16 protein-coding genes are annotated in these 15185 nt (G+C 71.9%); 7 read left to right on the top strand and 9 right to left on the bottom strand.

The window, feature by feature from the left end:
• Positions 1 to 184: 184 nt before the first annotated feature.
• Both MILUP08_RS16575 and MILUP08_RS16570 read right to left on the bottom strand, forming a co-directional pair.
• Positions 185 to 1732 carry a hypothetical protein gene (locus MILUP08_RS16575; RefSeq protein ID WP_007459655.1) on the bottom strand — a complete coding sequence of 516 codons (1548 nt, stop codon included), beginning with the start codon at positions 1730 to 1732 and terminating at the stop codon, positions 185 to 187.
• Between the two features lie 13 nt (positions 1733 to 1745).
• Positions 1746 to 2126, bottom strand: coding sequence for a hypothetical protein (locus MILUP08_RS16570; RefSeq protein ID WP_007459653.1), 381 nt, complete (start codon positions 2124 to 2126; stop codon positions 1746 to 1748).
• 281 nt (positions 2127 to 2407) lie between these two features.
• Between MILUP08_RS16570 and MILUP08_RS16565 the strand changes: the two genes are divergently transcribed.
• From MILUP08_RS16565 to MILUP08_RS16555, 3 genes are all read left to right on the top strand, one after another.
• Positions 2408 to 3499, top strand: coding sequence for a winged helix DNA-binding domain-containing protein (locus MILUP08_RS16565; RefSeq protein WP_007459651.1), 1092 nt, complete (start codon positions 2408 to 2410; stop codon positions 3497 to 3499).
• A gap of 94 nt (positions 3500 to 3593) precedes the next feature.
• On the top strand, positions 3594 to 4304 hold the full coding sequence (locus MILUP08_RS16560) for a DUF4396 domain-containing protein (RefSeq protein WP_007459649.1): 711 nt from the start codon (positions 3594 to 3596) through the stop codon (positions 4302 to 4304).
• A 133-nt stretch (positions 4305 to 4437) separates the two neighbouring features.
• Positions 4438 to 5322 (top strand): S41 family peptidase, encoded by an 885-nt coding sequence (locus MILUP08_RS16555; protein ID WP_007459647.1) that lies wholly within the window; start codon positions 4438 to 4440, stop codon positions 5320 to 5322.
• Between the two features lie 25 nt (positions 5323 to 5347).
• On the opposite strand, the gene MILUP08_RS16550 is transcribed toward MILUP08_RS16555, so the two are convergent.
• Both MILUP08_RS16550 and MILUP08_RS16545 read right to left on the bottom strand, forming a co-directional pair.
• Positions 5348 to 6604, bottom strand: a complete 1257-nt coding sequence (locus tag MILUP08_RS16550; RefSeq protein ID WP_007459645.1) for an MFS transporter — start codon at positions 6602 to 6604, stop codon at positions 5348 to 5350.
• Positions 6604 to 7188 (bottom strand): winged helix-turn-helix domain-containing protein, encoded by a 585-nt coding sequence (locus MILUP08_RS16545; RefSeq protein WP_007459642.1) that lies wholly within the window; start codon positions 7186 to 7188, stop codon positions 6604 to 6606. The genes MILUP08_RS16550 and MILUP08_RS16545 overlap by 1 nt, the downstream gene beginning before the upstream one ends.
• 335 nt (positions 7189 to 7523) lie before the next feature.
• On the opposite strand from MILUP08_RS16545, the gene MILUP08_RS16540 reads away from it, so the two are divergent.
• From MILUP08_RS16540 to MILUP08_RS16530, 3 genes are read left to right on the top strand one after another with little or no spacing between them, the layout of a single operon-like run.
• On the top strand, positions 7524 to 7901 hold the full coding sequence (locus MILUP08_RS16540) for a DUF2089 domain-containing protein (protein ID WP_007459640.1): 378 nt from the start codon (positions 7524 to 7526) through the stop codon (positions 7899 to 7901).
• Positions 7901 to 8158 (top strand): hypothetical protein, encoded by a 258-nt coding sequence (locus tag MILUP08_RS16535; RefSeq protein ID WP_007459637.1) that lies wholly within the window; start codon positions 7901 to 7903, stop codon positions 8156 to 8158. Before MILUP08_RS16540 ends, MILUP08_RS16535 begins: the two co-directional genes overlap by 1 nt.
• A gap of 11 nt (positions 8159 to 8169) precedes the next feature.
• The gene (locus MILUP08_RS16530) at positions 8170 to 8592 is read left to right on the top strand and encodes an SHOCT-like domain-containing protein (protein ID WP_007459636.1); all 423 of its coding nucleotides are present in this window, start codon (positions 8170 to 8172) and stop codon (positions 8590 to 8592) included.
• Between the two features lie 156 nt (positions 8593 to 8748).
• Here the strand turns inward: MILUP08_RS16530 and MILUP08_RS16525 are convergent, their stop codons facing one another.
• The 3 genes from MILUP08_RS16525 to MILUP08_RS16515 form a co-directional block, all read right to left on the bottom strand.
• Positions 8749 to 9090, bottom strand: coding sequence for a GlsB/YeaQ/YmgE family stress response membrane protein (locus tag MILUP08_RS16525; protein WP_007459634.1), 342 nt, complete (start codon positions 9088 to 9090; stop codon positions 8749 to 8751).
• An 89-nt stretch (positions 9091 to 9179) separates the two neighbouring features.
• A complete protein-coding gene (locus tag MILUP08_RS16520) occupies positions 9180 to 10082 on the bottom strand; it encodes a hypothetical protein (RefSeq protein WP_007459632.1) in 903 nt (300 codons plus the stop codon).
• Positions 10079 to 10480: a hypothetical protein gene (locus tag MILUP08_RS16515; RefSeq protein ID WP_007459631.1), complete on the bottom strand. Its 402-nt coding sequence runs from the start codon at positions 10478 to 10480 to the stop codon at positions 10079 to 10081. Before MILUP08_RS16515 ends, MILUP08_RS16520 begins: the two co-directional genes overlap by 4 nt.
• Before the next feature lie 73 nt (positions 10481 to 10553).
• Here MILUP08_RS16515 and MILUP08_RS33840 point away from each other — a divergent pair, with 73 nt between their 5' ends.
• Positions 10554 to 13352: a CHAT domain-containing protein gene (locus MILUP08_RS33840; protein WP_007459629.1), complete on the top strand. Its 2799-nt coding sequence runs from the start codon at positions 10554 to 10556 to the stop codon at positions 13350 to 13352.
• Between the two features lie 4 nt (positions 13353 to 13356).
• On the opposite strand, the gene MILUP08_RS16505 is transcribed toward MILUP08_RS33840, so the two are convergent.
• Together MILUP08_RS16505 and MILUP08_RS16500 are read right to left on the bottom strand one after the other, a co-directional pair.
• Positions 13357 to 14466 (bottom strand): tetratricopeptide repeat protein, encoded by a 1110-nt coding sequence (locus MILUP08_RS16505; RefSeq protein ID WP_039906127.1) that lies wholly within the window; start codon positions 14464 to 14466, stop codon positions 13357 to 13359.
• The gene (locus tag MILUP08_RS16500) at positions 14438 to 15178 is read right to left on the bottom strand and encodes a DUF6338 family protein (protein ID WP_007459625.1); all 741 of its coding nucleotides are present in this window, start codon (positions 15176 to 15178) and stop codon (positions 14438 to 14440) included. Before MILUP08_RS16500 ends, MILUP08_RS16505 begins: the two co-directional genes overlap by 29 nt.
• Positions 15179 to 15185: the final 7 nt, after the last annotated feature.

Here is a 15185-nt window from a genome sequence, read left to right as displayed (position 1 = left end):
GGGCTCCGACCTGCTCCACGCGCCCACGCAGGGGACCTCCAACCACGCGATCATCGACGCCGTCGGCACGGTCGCCGCCGAGCTGGGGGTCACCCGGGCGCAGGTGGCCCTGGTGTGGCTGCGCCGTGTATCGCCGCTCGCGGGGCCGCCTGGGCGAATCAGCGGGCGCGGCCGGACGTGCGTATCAGCGGGGCGGGTTACGCCGGTGGTGTCCCGCCAGCCGGGCCAGCAGGTCCTGGTACGCCCTGGCCCGGTCGGCCGCTCGCTGGGACAGCACGTCGGCGCTCGTTCCCGGGTACGCTCCCCGCTCGGTCCCGGCGGACGTCGCGCGGAGGACTGCCCGGTAGGCGCGCTCCCGCTCCCGCTGCCGTTCGTCCCAGGGCCGGGCGGACCTCGCGGCGAGGCACCAGCCGGCCCAGGCGCAGCCGCCCGCGATGAGCAGCAGGAAGAACACGGCCACCACCTCGTCGAACGAGGGCAGGGCCCCGGCCATGCCGAGGGAACGCTCCAGTTGCCGGGTGTGGCGAAAGAGGAGGTAGTCACTCGCCATAGCTCCGCCCACGACGACGAGCACCGGGAAGGCGATCAACTGCAGCAGCAGGCCGTACCGGGACCGGTCGATCCAGGCGGCGGGCGAGGCCGGGACCGGCGCGTACGCCGCACCGAGCCGGAACGCGGCCGGTACGAGCACGATCGCGGCGGCGAGCCCGCCCGCCACGAGCTGGGCGCTCAGGATGCCCGCGACCCCCGGATGGGTCCAGCCCAGGATCAGCCAGGTGAGAAGCACAAAGAGGCCCGTCCACCCGACGACGAACGTCAACGCACGCCGCACGGCCGCCGCCCGAGCCGCCAGGCTCAGCCGTTCCGCCTCGGCGGCCTGCCACTCGTCGATCCGCCGCTGCACGTTGCGGCGTTCCTCGGCGGCGGCCTGCTCGCGCTCCGCCTCCCGCCGGGCGGCCTCCGCCTCCCTCTGGGCCCGCTCGGCGGCCCTGCGCGCGGCGTCCGCCTTCCGCCGGGCCCGCTCGGCGGGGGCGACGAACGGCGGTAGCAGGTGGGGCCGGGTCCGGTCCCGCAACGGGTGCCGCGGTGGCAGGTCGGCGGGGGCCCGCCACCCGAGGTCGGTGCCGAGCACCACGCGCGTCCCACCGACCAACCGGTCGGGCAGGAGCGTGGCGACACCCGAGGCGTTGCGCCGGGCGTCGAGGCCGTCGACGACCAGCACGAGCCGCTCGTCCCGCCGTTCGCACGCCTGGGCCGCGTCGATGTACCGGCCCAGCAGGTGCGCCTCCTGGGTGGCCCTGGTGAGGTGACCCGGCATGGATCCGCCGGTCAGCTCGACCAACTGTTCCAGCACCACGTCGACGAAGGCGTCGCGGCTGTCCTGCTCGCTGCGGCCGGCGTTGGCGAAGTACGACACGATCCGTACGCCCGGGGGCGGGTGGAGCACGAACCAGGACAGCAGCGCGGTCATCCCGGCTCTCGGCGCGGCCTCCCACCGCTGGTACGCGCCCGGCCCGTCACCGGTGCAGAAGGCTGCGAGCCGCGCCAGCTCGGCATCCCGGTCGAGCAGCTCGGCCGGGGCGATCCGGTGCACCTCGGCCAGGTACGCCGAGCGTACGACCGGGCCGGAGATGTTGTATTGGCGGTTGTGGTCGCCGACCTGCAAGCCCTGGGCCTGACGGGCGTCGATGCCGCGCGACCGGTTGTCCTCCGGCTGCCTGCTGTCGCCCATCCGCCCGGCTGCCTCAGTTGAAGGTGTTGTGCTGGATGTTGGCGCTGCCGAACTGAACGCCGTTCGCCCCGCGCGCGTCGACCGGCCCGATCTCGGTGCGGGGGCCGGCCGCCTCGGCCCGCGCCAGCAGCTCCCGCGCGAGGCTGAGGATCTGCTCGTCCCGGTCGACGCCCGCGCGGATGAGATCGGCGGTGAGGCGTACCTGCCAGATGCCCGAGTCGGTGCCCTCGGTCTCCAACGTCCGCAGCGCCTCCTGGCCGGTGCCGGTCAGCCGGCGGCGCACCAGGCCCCGGAAACTGTCGGCGGCATCGCGGACCACGGCGCTGGTCGCGTCGGTGACGCCGTTCGACACGCCGAGCGTCAGGGCGGCGACGAGCAGTTCCACACCATCCACGGGGACCTCCCGTCAACGACACCGGCACAGTGCCCCTATTGCACCATCCGGGCACCGCGCGTGGGTACCCGCGCCGGCTCCCCACGCCGGAATGTTGGGTTCGGCGGTGACCGTCCACGCAGGTGGCGGGCGAGCGCGCCCAATGGTGTCCGGGTGACGACAGGCCGGTGAGATCACCGTCGCGGCGATGGCGCGAGGCGGTGACCGGTGATGTCGCCGAACGGACGCCACGCGCCTGGACACACCGGAACAGCCGGCGCAGGAGGCCCTAGGGTGCAGGCATGGTTGACCGTCGTCAGGTGCGCAACTTCCGCGTCCGGGCCCAGCAGCTCGACCGGGATCAGGGCACGCTCGCCGACACCGCCGTCCTGGACATCGGTGTGCAGAACACCGGTCCGGACGGCGCCCGGTGGGCGCTGGCCGCGCGTGGGGTCGACGTGACCGCGACGCGTGACGAGGACGTGGTCCTGCTGTGGACGGTGCGCGGGGCCCCGCACCTCTACCGCCGGGCCGACGTGGGGCACGTGGTGGCGGCCGTCGAACCCTTCTCCGAAGCCGACGCGGGCAAGCGCATCTACGACGCGGCCAAGCCGTTGAAGGCTGCCGGCATCGCCAACCTCGCCGCTCTCGACGAGGTGGCCGTCCGCATGCGGGCCATCGTCACCACGCCGACGGTCAAGGGCGACGTCTCCGGCCGCCTGGCCACTCTGCTGCCCGAGCCGTACCTGCGGTTCTGCCGGGTGTGCGACGCCACGCACCTCTACGAGATGCCGTTCCGGCTCGCCGCCGCCCGGGCCGGCCTGGAACTGGAGCTCGACACCTCACCTCCGATCCTGCGGCGTATCACCGGGTTCCGGAAGGCGGCCACCCCGGGTGACCGGTTCGACCTGATCCGCAGCTATCTTCGCCTGCTCGGCCCGGCCACGCCGAAACAGGTGGCCGACTATCTCGACGCCCCCGTGAAGGACGTGAAGGCGCGCTGGCCCGACGACGTGGTCGACGTGGCGGTCGACGGGGAGGCGCGCTCGCTGCTGGCCGCCGACGAGGAGGCGCTGGAGTCGGCCGATGCCGTGGGCACCCGCCTCCTCGGCCCGTTCGACCTGTTCCTCCAGGCCAAGGACCGGATGACGCTGGTGCCGGACACCGCCCGCGCCAAGGAGTTGTGGCCGGTGCTGGGTCGTCCCGGCGCCGTCCTGGTCGACGGCGACGTCGTCGGCACGTGGCGTCCCCGCAAGTCGGGCAGGACGTTCACCGTCGCGGTCCAGCCCTGGCAGCGGCTGTCGGCCGCCACGCGCACGACGGTCACCGCACAGGCCGAACGTCTCGCCGCCCACCGCTCCGTCTCCCTCACCGGCGTCGACTTCGCCAGTTAGTGCCCCGCGCGCGGAGCGGGCTGGGAGACTGCGAAGACCCCTCGGCACTCGGCTGCGGAACGTGTCGACGCCCGGCGCGCGGAGAGGGGCGAGGATGCAACCGACCTGGCTCCTGGCGCTGGCCTGGGTCTCCCTCGCGGTCGGGTTCGTCAGCTGCGCGATCATCGTCATCGACACCTACCTTCGCGGGCACCGTCAGCCGGTCCGGATCATGGAGATCGTCTGGTTGGTGACCGTTCTCTACATCGGCCCGGCAGCCGTGCGCCTCTACTGGAACTGGGGCAGGCCCGAGGCGTTCTCCCGCCGCCGGCGGGAGGGCCGGCGGGAGGACGAGCCCCGAAGGCCGCGCCGGGGCATCCTCGTCACCCAGGTGTCCCGCTGCGGTGCCCACTGCGCGCTCGGTTTCATCGTCGCCGAGGTCGCCCTGTACCTGATGAGATCCGACCCGGCCCACGAGAGCCTGTGGGTCGACTACGCCGGGGACTATCTCGCGGCGGTGACGATCGCGGTTCTCTTCCGGTACGTCGGCGCGCCCGGCGGCAGCGGCACGAAGATCTGGCACGCGCTGTCCACGGTCGTCAAGGTCGAGCTGCTGACCATCACCGCGTTCGAGCTGGCGCTGTTCGGGTGGCTGACGCTCGCGCATCGCGTGGTTTTTTCCGAGCCACCCCTGCGACCCGACAGCCCGGTCTTCTGGTTCGCCGGCCAGGTGGGGCTGATCGCCGGCTACCTCGCGGCGTGGCCCGCCGCCTCGTGGCAGCTCCGCCGAGGGCTGCGCATCGAACGCCGCGCCGTGGAGGGCTAGATCGTCTCGGGTTCCATGAGGTCGGGGTGTCCCAGGAGCCCGAACACCCCGACTTCCCGGAAGGCGAGTGGGTCGTGGAACCTGGACGAAAGTCGGTGGTCATGAGCTCGTCAGCGGTCTAACGTGGCGCGCCATGCTCTCCAACGAAAAGATCATCGGACAGGCACTCGACCGGATCGAGGCGGGGTACGTCTTCCCTGAGAAGGTCGCGGACATCGACGCCGCCATCCGGAGCCGCCTCACGGCCGGCGACTACGACAACCTGGACGGGCCGGCGCTCTGCGAGACCGTGACCGCTCACCTTCAGCAGGTGTGCCCGGACAAGCATCTGCGGCTGCTCTGGACGGACCTGCCGCAGTCGCTCGATCCCGCCGACGAGGACGGCGGGCGGGCCGCGTTCCGCGCGCTGCTCCGCGCGGAGAACCAGGGAATCCGCCGCGTCGAGCACCTGGACGGGAACGTCGGGCTCATCGACGTGCGGCGCATCGCGTACGCCGACGAAGGGGCCGGCGCGATCGGCGCGGCCATGCAACTGGTCGCCCTCAGCTCCGCGCTCATCCTCGACCTGCGCGCCTGCACCGGCGGAACGCCGGAGGGCGCCGCGATGTGGTGCAGCTACTTCTTCCGTGACGACCAGGTGCACCTCAACGACTTCTACGAGCGGTCCACCGGCGCGACACGTCAGTTCTGGACGGCCGCGTACCTTCCCGCGCCGCGCTATGCGGACCGCCCGGTCCACGTGCTCACCAGCGCGACGACGTTCTCCGGGGGCGAGGACGTGGCGTACACCCTCCAGGCGCACGGTCGGGCCGTCGTCGTCGGTGAGACGACCCGTGGTGGCGCGCATCCGACAGCCCGCCACCCGGTCACCGAACACATCCTCGTGACCGTGCCGACCGCCCGGACCATCAACAGCGTCACGGGCACCAACTGGGAGGGCGTCGGAGTGGTCCCCGACGTACCCGTCCCGGCCGACCAGGCACTCGACACGGCACTGAAGGCCATCTCGGGCGCATAGGCGCGGCCGAGTCGGCGACCGTGGTCTACCCGACGTCGACGGTGGCGCGCTGCCGTACGGCGGCGCGCTGCTGCGGGACGGAGCGCAGGCCCAGGTACGCAACCGCACCGGAGGCCAGGTAGAGCGCGGCCTGCACGTTGAGCACGAGTACGACGTTGAGTACGTCGCCGAGCAGGCCGGCCGCCGCCATGCCCAGCCCCTGCGACGCGTTGAAGATCGCGTAGTAGACGCCGAACGCCCGGCCCAGCTCGGTGTCGGGCACGCTCTGTTGGATCTGCGCGAAAGCTCCGCTGGCGTACGCGACGCCAGGCGCACCGACCAGGATGAACAACCCGATGTACCACTCCGGTCGGCGGGTGACCGCCGGTCCGTTCCAGATGACCAGGCTGATCAGGGCGAAGGTGGTCGCCCCGAGGCTCATCAGCAGTCGAGGGCTGAGCCGGGCGCCCAGCATGCCGATGATGAGCCCACCCGCCACCCCGCCGATCGCCTGGACGCCCCGCAGAACACCGGTGAGGGTGCCGTCGGCATGCAGCACGCGGCTGACGAAGACCACAAAGAGCACTACGAACAGGCCCTGTGCGATGCCGCCCAGTGCCACACTCACGATCGTCATCCGTACCGAGCGGTTGCGCAGCATCGCCCTGAGGCCGTGTCGCCAGGCGGTGAGGAACGACGACGTACGGTCCGGGGTCGTCGACTCCGTGGCTGCGTGGTGGGCGGCGCGGCGGCCGGCGGCGATCAGGGCTGCCGTGATCACGAAGGCCACGGTGGCGCCGACAGCCAGGTAGCGGGTGCCGTCGCGGGTGATCGCGAACCCGCCCAGCGAGCCTCCGATGAGCCGTCCCACGCTCATGTTGAGTGCTATCACGCTGTTGGCGCGCACCAGGTGGGCGGGCTCGACGAGCCGTGGCAGCACGGCGTTGCGGGCGGAGTCGAACGTCTGCGTCAGTACCGCCTGCGCCCCGGCGACAAGGGAGATGACCCACAGGTGGTGGTCGGGTTGGCCGAGCAGCGGGACCACCACCGCGGCCTGGAGCACGGCGACGCCGCTCATGAGCCGGAACCTGTCGTGACGATCGGCGAGAGCACCGGCGAACGATCCCAGCGTGATGCCGCACAGCAGCTCGACGAGGAAGACGGCGGAGGTGGTGAGCGCCGAGCCGGTCACCCCGAACACGTAGATCGGCAGCCCGGTGAGCAGCAGCCAGCTCGCCACGCTGGAGAAGAGCCCGGCAGCCCAGATCAGGGCGAATCCGCGGTGTCGCAGCAGCGTCACCATCAGATGAACTCCGGTGTGGCGTACGCCTGAAGGTTGAGGCTGACCGGCCGGGCATCGCTCGGGGGCGCGTTTCGCAACGGGCGCAGGTACGGCCGGATGACGGCGTCCAGGGTCAGCGTGAGGTGTCGCAACTCCTCCGGAGTGAGCGAGAGCGTGTAGCTGTGGAACGTGGCGCTCTCCCGCCACTCGTCGGCCAGTTTGTGCTGCTGAGTTTGGTAGCGCTGCAACGATCGAAACCCCTCGTCGAGTTCCAGGGCGGTCAGCGCGTCGATGATCTGCTGCCCCTCGGGCTCATCGGGATCCGGGGCGAGTTCGAGCCCGGTGGCGGCGGCGCGCCACGGTCGGTCACGCCGGTTGGCGCCCTCGGCGAGGGCCGGTTCAATGAGGCCGTGGCGGGCCAGTTGACGCAGGTGGTAGCTGCAGTTCGATCCGGTGTCCTCCAGGGCCTCGGCGCACTGCGCGGCGGTTCTCGGGCCGGCGGCCAGCAGGTAGCGCAGCAGCCGCAGGCGCAACGGGTGCGCGAGCGCCCGCAGCTTTGTCGCGTCCTGGACGCGCACCCGACGTTCCGGCTCGTTCCGCTCCATCAGCACTCCCCTAGCGAAAGACTCCTTTCGGTTATACGTCTTGGGAGCGGGTTTTCGCAAGAAATCTTTCGCATCGAACGAGACGGGACCTCTCTGTGGCCACGGCGGTTTCGTGCTCCTGATCGGCGACGAGAGATCAACTCGGGTTCTTTGAAGTCGGGGTGTCCAACGAGCCGGGACACCCCAACTTCCATGAAAGCGAGTGGATCACGGCGCCAGCTCACCCCTCCCGCCCGCCGCACCCCGCCACCCATGTTCGCCAGCGGGAGACCAATATTAAGAAAATCAAGGTTCGGCTCTTGGAACTTCAAGATTCTTAAGCTACAACTTTAGGTATGACAGAACAGGCGATGGAGTGGCAGGAACTCACCAGCCTGACGCGGGGGCAGCCGTTCGTCGTCGAGCGGGTGCGCCTGGCGAGCAACGGCGTCGCGATCGAGGGCGAGTTCGAGCTACCGCAACTGGCTCAGCTCAACGTCGAGGACCAGGTCTTCGTCACGGCGTTCGTGCGCTGCCACGGTTCGATCAAGGAGATGGAACGCATCTTCGGGGTGAGCTATCCGACGATCAAGTCACGGCTCAACCGGATCACGCAGATGCTCGACTTCGTCGAGACCGACCCGGCGCCGTCGCGGGCCGACGTCATCGACCGGTTGCGCCGCGGTGAGATCACCGCCCAGCAGGCGCTGGCGGAGTTGGAAGGCCGGCCGTGATGCCGCAGGTGGTGACCGTCCGGGTCAACCGCCCGGACCGCCGGCCCCTCCGCTTCTGGGTTCCGGTGCTCCCGGTGGCGCTCCTGCTCTTCCCGATCGTGGTCCTGGTCGTGCTCGCGGCGATCGTGGCCTGCCTGGTGTTCCGCATCGGTGCGGTGCGGGCGCTCGGCGCCGGTTGGCGCGTCATCTCCGCGCTGCCCGGCGCCCGTTTCGACATCGAGCAGGGCCGTACGGCCGTGCTCGTGGCCATCCGATAGGAGAGGTTCGAATGACCGAACAACGCAAGGACATCCTCGACATGCTGGCCGCCGGCAAGATCACCGCGGAGGAGGCCGAGCAGCTCATCGCCGCACTCGAACGGGACCAGGCGCCGGCGGCGGCAGGTCTCGACGCCCGACCGAAGGGCAAGGTGAAGTACCTGCGGGTGGTGGTGGACGCCACCGACAACGGCGAGCCGTCGCGGGTCAACGTGCGGGTGCCACTGCAACTGCTGCGGGCCGGCGTACGGCTGGCGGCGCTGGTCCCGCCGCAGGCCCTGGTCAAGGCCAACGCCTCACTCAGCGACTCGGGCGTGCCGATCGACCTGACGCAGCTCAAGCCCGAGCAGTTGGAAGCCCTCGTGGAGCACCTCGACGACGTGACAGTGGAGGTGGACTCCCCCGATGCCACCGTGCGGGTCTTCTGCGAGTAGGCGCCCGTCCGATGGGACGGCCCCTCGAGAGGGTGCGGGAACACCCTCCCGAGGCTGCGCTCGCCGCAGCAGAGCACAGGTGAACTGCCAACCTGAAGTCTAGCCACTCATCAACGCACCAGCGGAGGGACCACTCACGGGTGGTCCCTCCGGTCGTCAGCCCTTGGCCTGGCTGCGTCGGGGGCGCCGACGGGGGGTGTCGTCGCCGCCGGCGAGCCGGGTGAAGGTGAGCATGTTCGCCAGCGCGACGACGATGATCGCGAGACCGACCTGGATCGCGAGCACGACCCAGTCCCAGCGCAGCACCCACACCCGCGCGCCGGCGCCGTCGTCGACATTGAGCGCCCGGGCGACCACGGTGCCCAGCACCGCCGAGCCGACGCCGATGACGAACGTGGCGAAGAGACCGATCCGCTGCCTCCCCGGCAGGATGAGTCGGCCGAGCAGGCCGACGAGGGCACCGATGAGCACCGCGCCGAGATAACCGGTTACCAGCATTGCCGTCTCTCCCCTCCAGCAGTGCCGAGGTACATGCCCGAATCGCACGTTCCCGGAAACCCGCCCGGCCGGCGCCGGGGCCCCGGGGATTACCGGTCCTTGCGCAGCAGGACTGTCACGGCCTCGCCGTCGGCGGTGCCGAAGGCGCCGTCGGTGGGATGTCCCAGCGCGGCGCCGAGGGCGCGCACGTGCAGGTCGACCACCGCCTCCACCAGGTCCGCCAGCACGGACACCGCCGCGCGGCCCCGTCGCCAACCCGCCACGCCCAGCCCGAGGCCGACGACCGCCGCGGGCCACCACAGCAGGCCGAGCGCCACATACAGCAGCCCCCAGCCCACCCGTCGGGCGGCGGCGGCGAAGTCGGCCTGCGCGAGGGCGAGCGGGCCTCGGGTCTCCTCGGGCAGCAGCAGCCACAGTCGGGGCCAGGCGGCGGCCAGGTCCAGGCCGTAGCAGGCTCGCACCCGTACCGCAGTGGCGAGCATGCGGTCGCCGATCCACGTCGGCCGGTCGGGCTCGGTCAGCGCGATCCGGTCGCAGGCGCGGGCGAGCGCCTGGGTGTCCGGCAGCGGCCCGGTGGTGTCGTCGGCGGACCGCAGGCGGCGTGCCTTGGCCCGCAGGGCGGTCTCGTACCGGTCCATGGCGGCGTTCCACAGGCGTCGCCGCCGGCGGGTCAGGGCCTCGCCGGCCCGGCCCCAGTCCTGCGTCCACAGGGCCACGACCAGGCGTTCCAGGCTCTGGGCGGCCATCGCGGCGACGACGCTGCCCAGCACGACACCGAGCAGAATCAACAGCGCGGACCCGGTGCTCCGCGACGGTGACCCGAGGGCGAGGCGGTCCACCTCCTGCCGCAGCAGCCGCAGGTCCCACCAGTGGGCGTGGCCGAGCCGCACCGCCACGGCAGCCATCGCCACGAACACCAGACCGGGCAGCGCCAGGCCGGCGAGCCACCGCTCGGCCAGCTTGCCGCCGAGCGAGGCGATGACCGCGTTCACCTGTCCATCCGGAAGGTCGGCAGCGGGCAGTCCCACACGGCGCAGCGCGGCGGCGGGCCGGCGTCCGGCCGGGGGATCTCCACCCGGTCGCACAGGTCACCGGGGCAGACCCGCACGACTTCTGGGCGGCGGCCGTGGATGCCGGCCAGCGGCAGGTAGCGGTCGCCCCGGACGATCGTGTCGCCGCCGACCAGCCCGCCGAGGCGCATCAACTCGGTCACCTCGGCGAGCACCGCGTCCACGGCCTCATCGGACAGCGACCGGTCCCGCAGCCGGGCCAGGGCCTGGGCCGGTTCCGGGCCGAGCAGGTCACCCACCTGCGCGATGTCGGCGCAGACCCGGGCCAGCCGGGTGGCCCGGTCGTCGTCGAGCTGCCTGTCCGGCGCCGATTGACTCATCGGCTGATTATCTCCTGTCGATGTGGCGCGCGGCTGGCAGGCTGGGGGGCAACCGCGACGGGGAGGTGCGCCGGTGGGTCGCTCTGCAAGGGACGCCGTGGACCACTGGCGTCGCGCCGCGGCCGGGCGGCCGCGCGGCGACCGGCGGTGGGCCGAGGCCCAGGTGGAGCTGGGGGCCGCGCTGCTCGACCGCTACCACGCGGGCCAGGCGCGGCAGGACCTGATCGAGGCCACCGTCGTGCTGGAGGCCGCGATCCGCACGATGGCCGACTCCTTCCTGGCCGATGATCTGGGTACGCCGCACGGCGTCCGCGCCCTTGCCACGTACACGGATGTGCTGCTGGCCAGAGCCCGGATCGAGAGTGAGCCGCAGCTCCTGGACATCGCCGAGCAGTATCTGCGGTTCGCCGAGGACGCCTCGGCCGACCTCGGCAACAGCGCGGTGCTGATGCTCAAGAAGTGCCAGGTCTGTCGGGTCCGGCACGACTTCGACGGCTCGGTCGACACGCTCTACCGGCTCACGGCCATCGCCAAGATGGCCGAGCAGTGGATCAGCCCGGAGCATCTGCCCGCGTTGCGGGGCATTCACGCGGAGGCGCTGTTGCGCGCCTACCAGCTCACCGGTGTGGAGGACTACGTCGACGAGGCGTTGGAGCTGGTGTCCTCGGTGGACGCCACCGGCCCGAACCAGGACCAGATCGTCATGCTGCGAGCCCGGTGCCTGCTGGCCCGGGCTTCCGGGACCACCCACACGGCCGATGTCGAACGGGCCGTCGCGGTGCTGCGGGAGCACAGCCGGCAGAGCGTCGACGCGCGTTTCCTGACCGGGCAGACGTTGCTCACCCTTGTCGACCGCACCGGCCGCGCCGAGCTGCTCGGCCAGGCGTGGGAGGAGTTCGCCGCCGCGCTGACCACAGTCGGAGAGCGGCATCCGCAGCACCGGACGGCGCTCGCCAGCCTCTCCACCGTCGGCATGAAGACGCACCAGTTGACCGGTGACATCTCCGCCCTGGAGACGGCGATCGGTCTGCTGCGCCGGGCGCTCGCGCTCTCCGTACGCGGGGAGCCCAACCACGCGTTGTACTCGGACCAGTTGGGCTACAGCCTCCGGTTGCTCTACGACGCCACCGGGGAGCCCGCCTACCTTCAGGAGGCGCTCGTCCTGCTGCGGCAGGCGCTGGACGCCCTGCCCGCGCGTGATCCGCACCGCGCCGAGACGGGGCTGTCCATCGCCCAGGCGTTGCGGGCGACCTACCTGCGGACCGGTGAGAAGGCCCTGCTCACCGAGGCCGCCGAGCGGGCGCGCACCGCCGGCCGCGTCGAGTCCGCGGCCGTGCCGGTCCGGATCCAGGCGTTCGACAAGGCGGCCTACACGCTTACCGCGCTGGGCCGGTGGAAGGAGGCGACGGACGCCTTCGACGAGGCCATCACGTTGCTGCCCCGGCTGGCGTCGCGGGGGCGTACGCGACACGACCAGTACGCGGACCTCGGCTCGACGGCCGGGTTGGCGGCGACCGCCGCCTCCTGCGCGATCGGCGCCGGACAGCCGGAGCGGGCCCTGGAGCTGCTGGAGCGGGGCCGGGGCCTGCTGCTGCACCAGCGGTTGACTGCCGACGGCGAGTGGGCGGCGCTGCAACGCGCCGACGGGCGTCTGGCGGCCGACTTCCAGCGGATGCGTCGGGACTTCGAAGCGCCCGCCCCCGAAACGTCGCGGCCCACCACCTTCGGCCGGGACCGGGAGACCGAGTGGAACGTGCTGCTGGCGACGATCCGGGAGCTGCCCGGCCTGGGCGACTTCCTGCGCGCGCCCAGCGCCCGACAACTGCTCGACCAGGTCGACGGGACCGTGGTCGTGCCGATCGCGAGCGAGTTGCGCTGCGACGCGCTCATCCTGCGAGGGCACCGCGTGACGGTGCTGCCCCTGCCTGGTCTGTCGCTCACCGACGCGATGACGCAGCTGCGGCTGCTCCAGGAGGCCACCACCACGGCGTACGACCCGGCGGCGGACGCGCGGAGCAGGCTGCGCGCCCAGTCGGCGCTCGGCGGCGTACTCGACTGGTTGTGGTCTGCCCTGGTCGGGCCGGTGCTGGACCAGATCGGCGCGCCCGAGGCGGGCGGCGAGCTGCCGCGCGTCTGGTGGTGCCCGGTCGGTCCGCTGGCGTTCTTCCCCCTGCACGCCGCGCAGGCCGGCGCCGGCCGGTCCGCCCTCGACCGGGTGGTCTCCTCCTACACCCCGACGGTGACCGCGCTGGCCCGCAAACGCACCGGAACGCGCCAGTCCCGGCCTGACGCCCGGTCCTGTGTCGTGGCGATGCGCGTCACCCCTGGCGGCCCGGGGGCGCTGCCCAGCGCCGAACGCGAGGCCGCGTCGGCGGCGCGGGCGCTGCCCGATGCGTGGGTCGGGCTGGACGCGGGAGCCACCCGGGAGCAGGTCCTGGACCGGTTGGCCGACTCGGCGTACGCGCACTTCGCGTGCCACGCGGTGGCCGATCCGGATGACCCGGCGCAGGGCCGGCTGCTCGTACACGACCACCAGGACGATCCGCTCACCGTGGCCGACGTGTCCCGGCTCGACCTGGACGCGGAGTTCGCCTTCCTGTCGGCCTGTGCGACCTCCCAGGCCCCGCCGACCCTTGTCGACGAGGCGCTGCACATCACCGGCGCCTTCCAGCTCGCCGGGTTCCGGCACGTCATCGGCACCCTGTGGGAGGTCGACGACGCGGTCTCCCTCGCCCTGACCACCGCCTTCTACGCGCACGGCGACCCGACCGGGTCGGCGGCGTACGCCCTGCACTCGGCCGTGCGAGGGCTGCGGGACCGCTACCCGCTTGCGCCGACGCTGTGGGCGGCGCACATCCACACCGGCGGCTGACCTGTCAGCGGGCGAGCCGGACCAGCTCCCGTGCCCTCTCGGTGTCGGGATGGCCGGGGCCGTGCACGCGTTCGCAGCCGGCCAGCGCGGCGCGCGCCGCCGGACCGGCCCGTAGGTCACCCGCCTCGACGAGCAGTTGGGCGAAGAACGTCCGCATCTCCAGGGTCCCGGGATGGTCGACGCCCCGGCCGCGTTCGCTGTCCGGCAGCGTGTCGGCAAGCACCCGGATCGCCTCGGCCCGCCGGTCCACCCCGGCGAGGGCTCGGGCCAGGGAGTGCCGGGCGTGCAGGCGTACACCGTCGGTGTTGCTCAGAGCGTGCCCGGCGTCGTCGGCGAGCGCCCGGGCGGCCTCGACCGCCTCGGCGGCCCGGCCGTTGTCGAGCAGGACGACAAGCAGGCTGCTGCGGGCCTGGAGCGTCACCGGGTTGGTGGCGCCCACCGTCCGGGTCAGCCGCTTGACCACGTCGCGCAGGCCCCGCTCGGCCTGCTGGCTGTGGCCCTGCAGGTGCTCAAGCCCGGCCAGCTTCATCTGGCAGGCAAGGGTTTCCGCGTCGTCGCGGCCCAGCGTGCGCGCCAAGCCGTCGGCGACCGTGCGCAGCAGCGGTTCGGCCTCGTCCATCCGACGCAGCTCGATCAGCAACCAGCCCAGGTTGTTGCCGCTGCGCAACGTCTCGGCGTCGGAGTCGCCGAGCACCCGACGCCGCGCCTCGTAGACGTCTCGTTGCACCCGTTCCGCCTCGGCGTGGGAGCCCCGCTGCCAGAGCGCGAAGGCCAGGCTGTGCTTGCTGCGCAGGGTGTCCGGATGCTCCGGCCCGAGCGCCGAGCTGCGCAACCCGACGATCTCCTGATAGACGGTCACGGCCTCGGCGACGTCGTTGGTGCGCATCAGCTCCCGCGCGTAACGGGTCCCCGCCTCCAACGTCCGCGGGTCGCTCACGCCGTACTGCTCGTGGAAGGCGTGGTACTGCAACCCGAAGGCGGTCGGCCCACCGATCGTCGTGGTGCTCGACCGACCGCCCTCGGTGACGGTGATCTCGAGGACCGGGCCGGACGGCTTCGGCTCGCGCGGTGGCTCGTCGTCGCGTTTACGGCCGCGGTTGAACCATCTGCCCACTGCGCGCACCTCCTGCGGCGTCGACGACCTCACTTCCGGGCCCTGCTGTCGACTCCTCCTCCTCCGGCACGGTGATGACGGGCGGGTAACTGAGGTGGATGACGCGGATCATGGAGCCGGGGACGTAGAGCTTGACGGCCGGGGACGGCGTTCTCTCGGCGTAGCCGGTGCCGCTGAAGAAGAGGGGACGTTGCAGCACAAGGTCACGTCGGGCCGGGTCGTCCTCGATCGCCGCATGGCGCAGATAACCTTCGACCAGACGCCCGTCGTCGAGTTCCACGGCAAGATAGGGCTCCCGGCCGCCGGGCGACGGGGTGGCGAGGGCACGGACCGACATCACTCCGGCGTTGACAGGCCCGACCCGGCTGGGAGCCCGCCGGCCCAGCACGTCGCCGGCCACGATGCACAGCGTCACGCTCAGCAGCAGCACGAGGCCGGCGGAAGCGACGACCTCCCATGCGGAGGCGCGCAGGGTCCGAGTGTCCACCACCAGTTCGTGGAGTGAGACCAGCCACGGCACCACGTTTCCCAGCGCGAGGATCAGGAGGCTGGCGACGACTGTGGCGAGCGCCCCCGCGCCGAAGAACTCGATGACCTCCCTCGTCGGGCTGGGCCTGTCAGAGAAGACGTGGCGCCGGTAGGCCTGCACGAAGCAGAAGCCAGGTGCCAGGGCGGCGATCAGAACGGCGACCGTGACGACGTTGGCGGGCATCGGCGCC

Origin of the sequence: Micromonospora lupini str. Lupac 08, assembly GCF_000297395.2 — a bacterium.
GTDB classification, from domain to species: domain Bacteria; phylum Actinomycetota; class Actinomycetes; order Mycobacteriales; family Micromonosporaceae; genus Micromonospora; species Micromonospora lupini.
Note: the sequence above shows the minus strand (reverse complement) of the source record. Positions and strands in the feature narration are given on the sequence as shown.

Coding starts and splice junctions, on each gene's coding strand:
- MILUP08_RS16575 (WP_007459655.1), bottom strand. CDS start 1,732: ATGGGCGACAGCAGGCAGCCGGAGGACAACCGGTCGCGCGGCATCGAC.
- MILUP08_RS16565 (WP_007459651.1), top strand. CDS start 2,408: ATGGTTGACCGTCGTCAGGTGCGCAACTTCCGCGTCCGGGCCCAGCAG.
- MILUP08_RS16560 (WP_007459649.1), top strand. CDS start 3,594: ATGCAACCGACCTGGCTCCTGGCGCTGGCCTGGGTCTCCCTCGCGGTC.
- MILUP08_RS16555 (WP_007459647.1), top strand. CDS start 4,438: ATGCTCTCCAACGAAAAGATCATCGGACAGGCACTCGACCGGATCGAG.
- MILUP08_RS16550 (WP_007459645.1), bottom strand. CDS start 6,604: ATGGTGACGCTGCTGCGACACCGCGGATTCGCCCTGATCTGGGCTGCC.
- MILUP08_RS16545 (WP_007459642.1), bottom strand. CDS start 7,188: ATGGAGCGGAACGAGCCGGAACGTCGGGTGCGCGTCCAGGACGCGACA.
- MILUP08_RS16540 (WP_007459640.1), top strand. CDS start 7,524: ATGACAGAACAGGCGATGGAGTGGCAGGAACTCACCAGCCTGACGCGG.
- MILUP08_RS16535 (WP_007459637.1), top strand. CDS start 7,901: ATGCCGCAGGTGGTGACCGTCCGGGTCAACCGCCCGGACCGCCGGCCC.
- MILUP08_RS16530 (WP_007459636.1), top strand. CDS start 8,170: ATGACCGAACAACGCAAGGACATCCTCGACATGCTGGCCGCCGGCAAG.
- MILUP08_RS16525 (WP_007459634.1), bottom strand. CDS start 9,090: ATGCTGGTAACCGGTTATCTCGGCGCGGTGCTCATCGGTGCCCTCGTC.
- MILUP08_RS16515 (WP_007459631.1), bottom strand. CDS start 10,480: ATGAGTCAATCGGCGCCGGACAGGCAGCTCGACGACGACCGGGCCACC.
- MILUP08_RS16500 (WP_007459625.1), bottom strand. CDS start 15,178: ATGCCCGCCAACGTCGTCACGGTCGCCGTTCTGATCGCCGCCCTGGCA.